Below are 13,348 nucleotides of genomic sequence, written 5' to 3' on the forward strand. Positions count from 1 at the left end.
AGTAAGTTTTAATTTTAATTTCTATTCCCTATGGAAAAGCTTCACAAAATGTTTTTTGGGCATAAGGTTTTGCAAAGCAGCCTTATGTCGTGTGCCAAATGGGTATGTTGCTTTCTGTTGGTTTTCGGAGGATCTATTCAGGTTCTTTCTGCCGCAACATCAACGGAGGCATCTGTCCAGCAACAAAATAAAAAAGTAATAGGTACTGTTACCGATGAAAATGGAGAACCCTTAATTGGTGTTACCATTACCCTAAAAGGGCAAGCTAAGGGTACAGTGACCGATGTAAATGGAAAATATAGCTTGGAGGTTCCCAATTCAGCGGTCTTAGTTGTTTCTTACGTTGGATACAAGAGACAGTTCGTTGAGTATAAAGGTCAGTCAGTTCTGTCAATCAAAATGGAAGCTGATGTATCAAAACTTGACGAGGTAGTTGTAATTGGTTACGGTAGTCAAAAGGTTAAAAATGTGACCGGATCATTATCTTCAGTTGATACAAAGCAGCTGGAAAATATTCCTACAACGAATATTGCTGATGCTCTTGCAGGTCAGGTTGCCGGTTTGTCCATTACATCGGCCAATAGCCGTCCGGGATCTAATGACGCTAAATTACAGGTTCGTCAGGTATTTGATTTCAATGGAGGACAAACCAATCCGATTATTATTATTGATGACGTTATGCAGTTGGATCCTAAAGATGGTACTCCTTCTATGGATAGATTCAACCGCTTGGATCCTTCGGAAATCGAATCAATGACTGTCCTTCGTGATGCAAGTGCAGCTATCTACGGGTCTAGAGCTTCTCAGGGAGCTATTGTGATTAAAACGAAGAGAGGTAAAGAAGGGCCGATCAAAGTGGGTTATTCCGGTAAATTTGAATGGAATGACGCCGTAAGTCATGAAAAAGTAACGAATGCTTACGAGACTGCTCAAATAGCAAACAGCTATTTAAGATTGAATAATGCGACGGCAGATCAGATGTATTCTGATACCGAACTGGAACAGATGAAATCATTGAACTATAACTGGTTGGATAAAGCCTGGTCGGGTGCCGGCGCTATGCAGCATTCTGTAAATGTAACTGGAGGAACCAACAAAGCAACATTCTTTGCGACCGGATCTTATTTCACACAAGGTGCGAACATTGGATTCAATAACTACAAACGATATAATTTCAGAGCTGGGAGCGACATTAATTTGACGAAGAATTTGAAAATTAATGCTTCTCTTAACGTGAATAACACCAAACAAGAAAAATCATACAACAAAGTAGCCAGCATTAGCGATAGCAGCTATGGTTCGGCATTGGCTTCGGGTAATTCGAATGCTGATTATGGATTATTGTTACACATGCCTCAAAATGTTCCATGGAGTTGGAATGTGAACGGGAACGATTACTGGGTATCTCCTGCTTTAGGTCCTCATGCAGTTACCAGTTCATTAAGCAATGTGAATATTATCGGAACCTGGAACTATTTTGCTTTGCAACAAAACGGTTCACAAGCTTCAAATGATAATTTCGACTATACAGCTAATTTCGGATTCCAATATGATGTACCTTTTGTGCAAGGGCTGTCATTCAAAGGAACTTATTCATTAAGCCGTAACTCTGCCAATGCAGAACAGGTTTCTCTGCCTTTTCAGTTAGTTTTGGCAACTAATACGGCTACTGCCGGAAATCACTTATATGGAGATGCGACGACCTGGAGTGGTCCACTCACTGTTACTAAAGGTCAGGTGTTGTACGACAAGACTGTAGGACGTTCGGAACAGATGAACTTCTATATAAACTATGATCGCAAATTTGGACAGCATACAGTATCGGCAATGGCTTCTGTAGAACGTGCCGAAGGGTTTTATACATTTGAAAGAGAGGCTTTTGATAATCCTGTTTATGGAGTATATAACGGGTCGAGTGCAACAGCTGGAACATGGAATACAAGTAATTCGATTTATAACAAATCGGAACATGGGAAAATGTCGTATCTTGGACGTGTAAGCTATGACTATGCAGGTAAATATTTGGCACAGTTGATTCTTCGTTCCGATGCTTCTACCAACTTTGCTCCGGAAAACTATTGGGGATTCTTCCCTTCTATTTCTCTTGGTTGGGTAATGTCTGAAGAACCTTGGTTCAAAAAACATGTAAAATGGGTAGATTACCTGAAAGTTCGTGGTTCGGTTGGTCAAACCGGGCGCGATAATATCCCGGCATTCAACTGGATTCAAAAGTACTATTATGCTTCCGACAAAGGTTTAGGGTTCGGTTCGAACGGAGGAATGTATGTAGCTGGTATTGTTCCAAATGCAAGTCCCAACAGAGATGCTACATGGGACAAAGCTACAAAATATAATCTTGGAGTTGATGTTAATGTATTAAATAACAGATTGTCAACGAATCTGGATGGATACTATGATAAGAGCACTGACATTTTTACAGCAATGGCAGGAGCCGCGAATGTTCCTATCTCTGTAGGTGGCGCTTTTGCAGCTCAAAATTATTCGGCAGTTGATGCCTGGGGTTTTGACCTGTCAATCAACTGGAGAGACAAAATCGATCAGGTAAAATACTCTATCGGAGTAACAACCGGGTTGTCATGGAATAAGATCAAAAAATACCCGACTCTGGCAGTTGATTTCCCATCTTCAAACAAGTACTATGTAGGTAATTCGACCATCATGCCAGCATGGGGATTCAAAACATGGAAAGGAAATGCAGGCGGAGACGGAGTATTGCGTACTCAATCGGATATAGATGCTTACTGGCAATATTTGACAAACTTAGCTACTGCTGCAGGAACTACACCAAGCTACTTGAACATTACAGATAAAACTAAAATTTATCCGGGTATGTTGGCATATCAAGATTTGGGAGGTAGCCTGAATGCCGATGGTACAGTGTCTGGCCCCGACGGACAGGTGAAAAGCGATGGTTCCGATTATGCAAAACTGGTTAAAAGAAATACAAACTATGGATTTTCAACCAATCTTGGTTTGTCGTGGAAAGATTTTAGCTGGAACGCGATGATTTCTACTTCTTGGGGATCTTATGCTGCAATCGATTATATTGGACAGTCAACCGGATCCAACCGTATGTTCTGGGCTCGTGAATCTTTCTGGAAAGATATGTTTGACCCCACTACAAACGTAAATGGCAAATATCCTAACATATACTATTCTTCACAGAACAATTATGCTTCGGATTTCTGGCAGGTTTCTTCTTTCAGATGTTATGTTCGTAGTATGAATGTGGCCTATACAGTGCCACGTAAATTGATTGCCAAATTAGGTATTGAAAGTGCCAAAGTGAGCCTGAGCGGAAACAACCTGTGGGACTTCTTCAACCCATATCCCAACCATTACAGGAATATGTATGATAATGCAAAAACAAGCTATCCTACTTTGAGAACATGGGCGTTGGGTGTTAATCTAACCTTCTGATGAAGGGTCGTTTAGAAACTAATAAAAATGAAAATTATGAACAAAAAAATATTTTTAGGGATACTTTCATTTGCGACCTTATTGTTGGTTGGTTGCAGTGATAAGTTTTTGGAAGAGAAAAAGAACTACGATCTCTTCGATGAAAGCATTTTTGAAAATCAATTACAGGCAGGTTGGTTTGTCGATAGAATGTATTACGATGCTTATTCCGGATTTAAGAGCCCAGGATTGACAGTTTTCGGACTATATACTGAAGATCGTTCCCGTTTGACCGAAGAATTTGGAGGGTATCCTGCATCTGCAAATTTGATAAACTCTACACTGACTTACATTAATGCATCCGATTGTCCAACTTATTTCGGTTCAACACTTGGATCATCGGCTAAGAATGAGCCTTATACCCGTATTCGTTATTACAATCTGTATATTCAGAAAATTGACGAAAAGGGCAAGAATCTTTCGGAAGACTTTAAGAATAAGACTAAAGGCCAGATGTATTTCTTGCGTGCCTTGCAATATTATGATCTGTTGAGAGTATATGGTGGCGTTCCTATTGTTACGTCTGTTCAGGATGCATCGTCTACGAATCCAGCCACACAACTACCACGCGCAACCACCTCAGAAGTTGTCACACAAATTCTGAGCGATTTAGACAAGGCTGCCTCTATGTTGCCTGCGACAGCAGATCCAACTAGTAAATCATCAACATCTTGGGGTGTTTCTGATTATGGGCGTTTGACAGGTGATGCTGCTATTGCAATGAAAAGCCGCGTATTGTTGACTTATGCAAGTCCTCTTTATAATAAAGACTGGGATAACTCGGGCAACCAACGTTGGAAAGATGCTTTGGCCGCAGGTTTGGCCGCAGAAACAAAATTGTCTGCTGATGGCTATGGCCTTTATAACCCAAATCCCAATACAGGATCTACTACCAATTTTGCGACGGCAAAAGACTGGGCAAACATGTTTGTAGGATTTGATAACACCTTCTGTAAAGAGGCAATCATGGTACAGCTGCTGTCTAATACAACCAGTCCCAGTGCAGGATTCAACAACGGTTGGGAAAACTCTATCCGTTTGAAAAGCCAGGGTGGTACAGGTGGCGTAGCAGCTCCTAAAGAAATGCTCGACTTGTTCCCAATGGCTGACGGTTCGCGTCCGACAGTTGCGAATGGCTATGATGATACAAAGTTCTTTATGAACCGGGATCCTCGTTTCTACAGAACGTTTGCGTTCTCAGGGTGTAAATGGGGTTATAAAGCAAATACCAGCGCTTCAGTTTGGTTGTATCGTTATCTGAAAGCTGATGGCAAAACGAAAGTATACGCCAATTCACTTGATAATACAATCCAGAGTCCTGCATATGTATCTAAAATGACAAATCAGAGTGCAGATAATACAGGGTTTACATATTCAGGAACAGATATATATGAATATCGCTATGCAGAGTTGCTGCTAAATATTGCAGAGTGTTATGCTGCTACCGGAGATTTGACTAATTGCCGTACCTATCTTGGTAAAATTCGTGCCCGTGTTGGTATTCCTCAGGGAACTAACTACTGGGGCTTGGGTACTTTTGCCAATAAGTATCAGGCAATCGAAGCTTGTTTGTACGAACGTCGTATAGAGTTGGCTTACGAAGGAAAACGTTTCTGGGATGCTCAACGCTGGATGCTGTATGCCGGATCGAGCGCTGTATCTTCAAGCGAAAATACATGTGCAAAATTAGGCATCACTCCTATCAATGGCACTTGTCGTACTGGTAACCTGTGGCAGGCAAAAACCAATACTGATACAGATCCGGTACCAGCTGCAACCAAGACATCTCTTGTCATCGATCCGGATGCTGCAAACTTCCAGACACAGTTGTCGACTTTGTCAACCGTATTCGATACATACTTCAAAAGAGTTGCTACTGATACACCGATGGATACCTACAATGGATCGGCTATGAATATCTTGTTCAAACCGAACTACTATGTATTTGGATTGCCCAATGCAGTTTTAACTAATAATGGTTGGCTGTTGCAAACCAAAGGCTGGAAAGATGCATACGGTGCTGACGGTACTTATGACTATCAGCCCTGATAAGAGCAAATATGAATTTTTACAATCGGGTAGAGTGATCTATCCGATTGTATAAGTATAATATCGGTTATCCAAGGCAGAAGGTTGCCGGTATTAGGTATTAGATTTAACAAAGCAAAGAAGATTTCTATCATCGTGGATTATTACCAGCTTGCGTGAGGCTCTGAGATAACAAGCGCAAGATGTAATACTAACTAAAAATTTATTCGTGTGAAAAAGTTTGTTTTAACTGCGTCTGTCCTGCTTACTGTGGGAATGATGCAAACCGTAAAGGCACAATATCCAAAAGTGTCTGACGTAGACAAAGCAAAATCGGAGGCTTTGCTTAAGGCAGCAGAGCATCGTTCGGACAGCATCTGGAAACTGGTGTTGCCTATTGTTCAGGATCAGGCAAAACATGGCAGACCTTACATTCCATGGGCAGCCCGTCCTACCGACCTGCCTCAGGCCGAAATTCCTGCTTTCCCGGGTGCAATGGGTGGTGGTGAATATGCTATCGGCGGACGTGGTGGTAAAGTGATTACCGTTACTAATCTGAATGATGACGGTCCCGGTAGCTTCCGTGCAGCATGTGAAGCTGGTGGTGCTCGTATCGTCGTATTCAACGTAGCCGGGATTATTCACCTGAAATCACCGGTAATCATCCGTGCTCCTTACATCACTATTGCAGGTCAAACAGCTCCCGGCGACGGGGTTTGTATTGCAGGCGAATCGGTTTGGGCCAACACACACGATGTGGTTGTTCGTTTCATGCGTTTCCGCAGAGGAGAAACCTGGGTAGGTCGTCGCGACGACAGCTTCGGTGGTAACCCCGTTGGTAACATTATGATCGACCACTGCTCTTGTTCATGGGGTTTGGACGAAAACATTTCGTTCTACCGTCACATGTTTGATCCGGGTGCAGGTATCAAAGAAGAAAAACTTCCTACCGTAAACGTAACTATCCAGAACACTATTTCAGCTCAATCGCTGGATACTTACAACCATGCTTTCGGTAGTACACTGGGTGGCGAAAACTGCTCATTTGTACGCAACCTTTGGGCCGACAATGCAGGTCGTAACCCGTCAATCGGATGGAACGGCGTGTTCAACTTCGTGAATAACGTTATCTACAACTGGAATCACCGCTCGGTAGACGGCGGCGATTATACTGCGTTGTACAACATTATCAACAACTACTACAAACCAGGTCCTGTTACCTCGAAAGGAAATGTGGGGCACCGTATTCTGAAACCGGAATCGGGTCGTGCAAAACTGGGTTATCTGGTATTCGGTCGTGTATATGCTAACGGCAATATCATGGAAGGTTATCCTGAAATTACAAAGGATAACTGGGCCGGTGGTATTCAGGTGGAAGAACAGCCTGACACAAAAGGTTATACCGAAACCATGAAATGGGACAAACCTTTCCCTATGCCTCAGTTCCCTATTATGTCGGCACAGGAAGCCTACGACTTTGTTTTGGAAAATGTGGGAGCTTACCTGCCTAAACGTGACATCGTTGACCAACGTGTGTTGAAACAGGTAAAAACCGGCGAGGTTTACTACGACAAAGAGGCTGATAAACGTGATTACTATCAGTTTGAACACCGCAAATTGCCGAAAGATTCCTACAAAATGGGTATCATTACCGACATCAGTCAGGTGGGCGGTTATCCTGAATACAAAGGTGAATCCTACAAGGACACAGACGGCGACGGAATGCCCGATGCATGGGAAATCAAATATGGTTTGAATCCTAATGATCCTTCTGATGCTAACGGCGACATCAACGGTGACGGCTATACCAACATCGAAAAATACATCAACGGAATAAATCCGAAGAAAAAGGTGGATTGGAAAAATCCGAAGAATAACAAAGATACACTGAAAGGTAAAACAAGCCTGATGTAAGTACAATTAGTCGGTAGCCGGTGGTCACAATGTCATCAACTTATGCCCACCGGCTGCTAAACGACTATCATATTATTGTTTATTGTGGTTTATTTGTTGATTATTTGTCGCTTGTAAACTGGATTACAGGACTATTACCGGTCCTGTAATTTGTTTGTGGCAGATATGAACCGCGACCACTAATTGAAAAAACTATGAAGAAAAATCTAATGTCTTTATTTTTGTTGCTGATTGTGGTTGCAATCGCATCGGCTCAAAACAACGAAGACAAATACAATAAGACACTTACGGATCGTGCCGAGAAAATTGTGAAAACTTTATCGATTTCCGACTCAACAGTCTTTAAACGTTTGACCGGGATCTTAGTCTATCAATACAAGAGCCTCGGTAAAATCCACGATGGTCGTGATGCGGCCATTAAATCTGCCAAAGAAAAAGCCGGGAATGATAAAGCCACTTTTCAATCTGCCGAAAAAGCTTTACAAGACGAAGCAAACTCTCAATTGTACAACCTGCATTGCGAATTTATAGGGAAACTTGCGGGAGACCTTAATGCCGAACAGATCGACAAGGTGAAGGACGGAATGGTCTTTAACCTGATTAAGGTGACTTACAGCGCGTATCTCGATATGATTCCTACGCTCAAGCCTGAGGAAAAACAACAAATCTACTGCTGGCTGGTAGAAGCCCGCGAACGTGCCATGGATGCACAGTCGTCCAACAAAAAGCATGAGATTTTCGGAAAGTACAAAGGCCGTATCAACAACTATCTCTCGAAACAGGGATACAACCTTGACAAAGAGCGTCAGGCGTGGGGCGAACGATTGAAAGCTGCTAAAAAGTAAGAATATTTCATCCGGTGAACCAAACGTTTGCCGGATGAATATCTTTGCCAACGACAGGCTTCGTCTACGATTTCCGCAACAATAGCAATCTAAATTCAACAGATGTAAATCTTGTTTCTGATAGTCATCCCAAATGATGCTTGCAGAACAATAAATAGCAATCAATGTATAACAAAGTAAAATATTCCGTTGCTGCACTTATATTGTTGCCGGTAATGCTTTTTGCCGGAAGCGCACCGAAGAAAACGACGAAGCCTCAGTTGCCTCTTGAAAATACCAAAGAAGGATTGGTTTATGGTGCCGACAGTCTGGGTAACCGTATTCCTGATTTTTCGTACAGTGGATATATGGCAGGCGAGCAGGCAATCCCTAACGTATTTGCCAAAGTAGTTGTGCCGGCTAAAACGGGTGATGCGACAGCCCGCATTCAGGCCGCAATCGATTACGTATCTTCACTCAAACCGGATAAATCGGGCTTTAGAGGAGCTATCCTTTTACAACCCGGAGTTTTTGAAATTGACGGTCAGCTAATTATCCGTACTTCAGGAGTTGTGCTGAGAGGTAGCGGTATCGGCGAAAACGGAACGAAGCTGGTTGCAACCGGCAAAGACCGTCGCACCCTCATTCGCGTGGTGGGTAAAGATGACCGTACGAAAGCAGAAGCGCTGAAAGTGGCCGACGCATATGTTCCGGTCAATGCAATGAAGCTGACGCTGAAAAATGGCGGCTCGTTGAAAGCCGGAGATAAAATAATGGTTCGCCGCCCCAGCACACAAAACTGGATAGAAGCCCTCGGCACCGTAACTTTTGGTGGCGGAGTTTCCGCTCTCGGCTGGAAACCCGGCGACCGCGACATTTATTGGGACAGAACCGTTGTTGCCATAAATGGAAATGAAATTACACTGGATGCACCTATCACTACCGCTCTCGATGCCAATTACGGCGGAGGTGAAGTAATTCCTTACACGTGGAATGGCAGAATCAGTCAGGTGGGTGTTGAAAATATGCAATGCACATCCACTGTTGACGCAGCCAATCCCAAAGACGAAGCTCATGCCTGGATGGCAATTACTCTCGAAAATGTAATCGATGGTTGGGTACGTCAAATTACCTTCTCACATTTTGCCGGTTCGGCAGTGATGGCACTCGAAACTTCACGTCGCCTCACGGTGGAAGATTGTATCTCTACCGATCCTGTTTCCGAACTGGGCGGTCAACGTCGTTACACCTTTTTCAATGCCGGGCAGCAATCGTTGTTTCAACGCTTGTATGCCGAAGGCGGCAATCACGATTTCGGAATCGGCTTTTGTGCTGCCGGTCCCAATGCGTTTGTGCAATGCCAGTCGGTTTTGCCTTACAGTTTCAGCGGTGCGATCGACAGCTGGGCTTCCGGCGTGTTGTTCGACATCGTCAATGTAGATGGCAATAATCTTCGCTTTTCGAATCGTCAACAAGATAATCGCGGAACCGGATGGAGCGCAGCCAACAGTGTTTTCTACCAATGTTCGGCATCGCTGATTGATTGTCCGAAACCGCCGACAGCGCAAAACTGGGCGTTCGGATGCTGGTCGCAATTTGGTGGCGATGGCGGTTGGTACGACTCCAACAACCAGATAAATCCCCGCAGTTTGTACTATGCACAACTGGCTCAACGTCTCGGAAAAGAAACTGGTGAACGTTCTTTCCTTATGCTCAATCCTACAGAGGCATCCAGTAGCCCGTCAGTAAAGGTTGCACAGCAACTTACACAGGAAGCTCAGAAACCGGCTCCATTATTGCAGGAATGGATTAAAAATGCTTCTTCCCGTACACCCATCATTACCGAAGGGAAAGGATTGAAAAGCATTGACGAAATTGGAGTGCCTGCTCCTAAAAAAACAATAACACAGTCTACAGCCGTCATCAATGGGAAATTGGTTCATGGCGATCAGTTGCTGGCCGGTATGCAGCACAACACACCGTGGTGGAACGGTAGTTTATTACCGACATTCCTTGACGAAGCCAAACCTGCGCTTACCCGCTTTGTGCCGGGTCGTACAGGTACCGGATTGACCGATGATGTCAACGAAGTGGCCGAATGGATGAAGAAGAGCAATATTGTTTCTTTCGAGCAACATTATGGCTTGTGGACCGACCGCCGTCGTGATGACCATGAACGCATTCGCCGCATTGACGGTGACGTATGGGCTCCGTTTTACGAACAACCTTTTGCCCGTTCGGGTCAGGGCACCGCATGGGATGGTCTGAGTAAATATGATTTGACGAAATATAACACCTGGTATTGGTTACGTTTGAAACAGTTTGCCGATTTTGCCGATCAAAACGGATTGGTGCTGCTCAACAATAACTTCTTTCAACACAACATTATTGAGGCTGGAGCTCACTGGGTGGATTGCCCCTGGCGTACCGCTAACAACATCAATAGTACAGGTTTCCCCGAACCCGTGAATTTTGCAGGGGATAAACGTCTGTTCTTTGCCGAAATGTTTTATGACACCACCAATGTGGTTCGCAAAGAGTTGTACAAAAAATATATCCGTCAGTGTTTGAATAACTTTACCGAAAACAGTTCGGTCATTCAACTGACGAGCGATGAATATACCGGTCCGCTTCACTTCATGCAGTTCTGGCTCGACGTGATTGCCGCCTGGGAAAAAGAGACGGGAAAACATCCGTTGATCGGATTGAGTGCCACCAAGGATGTGCAGGATGCTATTCTGAAAGATCCGAAACGGGCGGCAGTGGTCGATGTGATCGATATACGCTACTGGCACTATCGCGACAATGGTACTGTGTATGCACCGCAGGGTGGTCTTAATTTGGCACCTCGCCAACATGCCCGTCTGGTGAAACCCGGTAAATCCTCTTTTGAACAGGTATATCGTGCGGTAAACGAATACCGCACGCAGTGTCCAGACAAAGCGGTGATGTATTATGGAGACAGTTATCCGGCATACGGCTGGGCTGTTTTGATGGCTGGTGGTTCGTTGCCCAATCTGCCTGCCGGACTTGAGAAAGACTTCTTGAAAGAGGCTGCTCAGATGAGCGTTCTGAAATCTCAAAGTGAGACTCAATATATTCTAGGGAATCCGGGTAAAGGATATATTGTCTATTCCAAAAACGGAGAAGCTACGCTCGATTTGTCAGCTAATACTAAAACATACGTTGCTAAATGGATCAATCCGGCAACTGGAGTGAGCACGCCTGCCGGAAAGGTAAAAGGAGGCAAAACCATGACGTTGAAAGCTCCGAAATCAGGAACAACAGTACTTTGGTTATCGGCAAAATAGTTTTTTGAGAGTTAATTGCTGATAACGAAACAACCGACAGGTGGCCATTTGGTTTGCCTGTCGGTTTTCAAAGTGAATAAATAGTTGTGGTTTTACATACATAGTATTTAGCATGAAGAGATTATTTTTTTTATCCCTGCTCGTTTTTAATTTTTTCTCATTGATCAATGCGCAGGATGCAAAATTGAAGGAAGGTTTTAATTTTACGGCCGATATTGTTAGTTCATACATTTGGAGAGGCTTGGATCAGGAGGCATCGAAAGGAGGTTCTCCGAACATTCAACCGACAATTGCTTATGTCACCGGTCGTTCGACGACCAGTGTTTGGGGATCTACCTCTTTTGCCGGAGGATTGAAAGAGATTGATTTTTCTGAAACTATAGAATTATCAAAGGCTTTCTCGATAACGCTAACAGATGATAACTGGTTTTTTGACAAGAATTATTTTAATTATAGCAATTCACAAACTGATCATATTCTTGAAGGTACAGTTGCTTACACGGGTCAGAAGCCGTTCCCTTTAGCCGTTTCAATAAACACCATGTTTTATGGGAATGATAAAGACAAAAACGGAAACAATGCTTATTCGACTTATGTTGAACTGGGTTATCCGATTTGTTCGAATGCCAATGTATTTTGTGGTATGTCGTTATTCGATAGTCCGCATGTTTATGGAAATAAAGGTTTTTCTGTCATTAATCTGGGATTGAAAGTTTCGAAAGATGTAAAGGTAAACGATGACATTACGATTCCTTTTTACGGAGTTATAGGTTGTAATCCGCAAGCAGGAAAAGCCTTTTTTGTTGCAGGGGTTACTTTATAGAAAACGTCGAAATCAAATTACAATATAAGAGAGTAACACAATGAAGAAAATTTATTTGTTGTTGGTTATCAATTTTTTAGTTTTGCTGCCTTGTAACGCACAGGAGGCCTATCTCTTTGCCACATTTCGCGAACCGCAACAAGACGGCCTGTTGTTGGCCGGTAGTACCGATGGCTACCACTGGCAATCGCTGGGTGGACCGTTCAATACGCCGGGCGTTGGTACCGACAAAATCATGCGCGATCCTTCTGTTTGTCAGGGACCTGACGGTACGTTCTATATGGTCTGGACCAGCAGCTGGACGAAAGATAAGGGCTTCGGTTATGCCAGTTCCAAAGATTTGATTCACTGGACACCATCGAAATACATTGAAGTGATGAAGTACGAACCGACTACGGTAAATACCTGGGCTCCGGAGGTTTTCTACGATGATGTACACAAGCAGTTTATCATTATGTGGGCATCCACTATTCCTTACCGCTTTGAGAAAGGGCAGGAAGCCGAGGACAACAACCACCGGATGTATTACTGCACCACTAAGGATTTCAAGACTTTCTCCAAAACAAAACTGTTTCTCGATCCGAAATTCAGTGTAATCGACTGTGTGTTACTGAAACGGGCTCCGAAAGATTATGTGTTGATTCTCAAGGATAACACCCGTCCGGAACGCGATGTAAAAGTAGCGTTTGCCAAGTCGCCTTTGGGTCCGTTTACAACACCGTCGGCTGCCATTACGCCTCATTTCACCGAAGGACCGACTGTAACAAAAGTAGGCGACGATTACCTGATCTATTTCGAGTTTTACAAGGACAAAAGGTACGGTGCAGTAAAAACCCGCGACTTCAAATCGTTCACTGATGCCACAAATGAAGTATCTTTGCCACAGGGACATAAGCATGGGACGATCTTCAAAGTGTCCGCGAAGTTTTACGATCAATTGCTTAAGAATCTGAATAAATAAATTTGAC

General features: G+C 43.6%; 7 protein-coding genes. All 7 read left to right on the plus strand.

Features of this window, described 5'->3' with window-relative positions; all coding sequences use genetic code 11:
- Positions 1-30 precede the first annotated feature (30 nt).
- Complete coding sequence (locus tag F8N35_RS04460) at positions 31-3,441, plus strand: TonB-dependent receptor (protein WP_293050155.1); 3,411 nt, start codon at positions 31-33, stop codon at positions 3,439-3,441.
- Positions 3,442-3,477: 36 nt separating this feature from the next.
- Positions 3,478-5,529, plus strand: a complete 2,052-nt coding sequence (locus F8N35_RS04465) for a RagB/SusD family nutrient uptake outer membrane protein (protein WP_293050156.1) — start codon at positions 3,478-3,480, stop codon at positions 5,527-5,529.
- A 255-nt stretch (positions 5,530-5,784) separates the two neighbouring features.
- Complete coding sequence (locus F8N35_RS04470) at positions 5,785-7,422, plus strand: thrombospondin type 3 repeat-containing protein (RefSeq protein ID WP_293050361.1); 1,638 nt, start codon at positions 5,785-5,787, stop codon at positions 7,420-7,422.
- Positions 7,423-7,616: 194 nt separating this feature from the next.
- Complete coding sequence (locus tag F8N35_RS04475; RefSeq protein WP_293050157.1) at positions 7,617-8,267, plus strand: DUF3826 domain-containing protein; 651 nt, start codon at positions 7,617-7,619, stop codon at positions 8,265-8,267.
- Positions 8,268-8,431: 164 nt separating this feature from the next.
- Positions 8,432-11,557 carry a DUF6298 domain-containing protein gene (locus F8N35_RS04480; protein WP_293050158.1) on the plus strand — a complete coding sequence of 1,042 codons (3,126 nt, stop codon included), beginning with the start codon at positions 8,432-8,434 and terminating at the stop codon, positions 11,555-11,557.
- A 112-nt stretch (positions 11,558-11,669) separates the two neighbouring features.
- Positions 11,670-12,380 carry a hypothetical protein gene (locus F8N35_RS04485; RefSeq protein ID WP_293050159.1) on the plus strand — a complete coding sequence of 237 codons (711 nt, stop codon included), beginning with the start codon at positions 11,670-11,672 and terminating at the stop codon, positions 12,378-12,380.
- Between the two features lie 40 nt (positions 12,381-12,420).
- On the plus strand, positions 12,421-13,341 hold the full coding sequence (locus F8N35_RS04490) for a glycoside hydrolase family 43 protein (RefSeq protein WP_293050160.1): 921 nt from the start codon (positions 12,421-12,423) through the stop codon (positions 13,339-13,341).
- Positions 13,342-13,348 lie beyond the last annotated feature (7 nt).

It is taken from the genome of Paludibacter sp., from assembly GCF_009712605.1.
Taxonomy (GTDB): domain Bacteria; phylum Bacteroidota; class Bacteroidia; order Bacteroidales; family Paludibacteraceae; genus Microbacter.

Excerpts from the sequence above, each read along its gene's own strand:
- F8N35_RS04460 (WP_293050155.1), top strand. The coding sequence starts at position 31 with ATGGAAAAGCTTCACAAAATGTTTTTTGGGCATAAGGTTTTGCAAAGC.
- F8N35_RS04465 (WP_293050156.1), top strand. The coding sequence starts at position 3,478 with ATGAACAAAAAAATATTTTTAGGGATACTTTCATTTGCGACCTTATTG.
- F8N35_RS04470 (WP_293050361.1), top strand. The coding sequence starts at position 5,785 with ATGATGCAAACCGTAAAGGCACAATATCCAAAAGTGTCTGACGTAGAC.
- F8N35_RS04475 (WP_293050157.1), top strand. The coding sequence starts at position 7,617 with ATGAAGAAAAATCTAATGTCTTTATTTTTGTTGCTGATTGTGGTTGCA.
- F8N35_RS04480 (WP_293050158.1), top strand. The coding sequence starts at position 8,432 with ATGTATAACAAAGTAAAATATTCCGTTGCTGCACTTATATTGTTGCCG.
- F8N35_RS04485 (WP_293050159.1), top strand. The coding sequence starts at position 11,670 with ATGAAGAGATTATTTTTTTTATCCCTGCTCGTTTTTAATTTTTTCTCA.
- F8N35_RS04490 (WP_293050160.1), top strand. The coding sequence starts at position 12,421 with ATGAAGAAAATTTATTTGTTGTTGGTTATCAATTTTTTAGTTTTGCTG.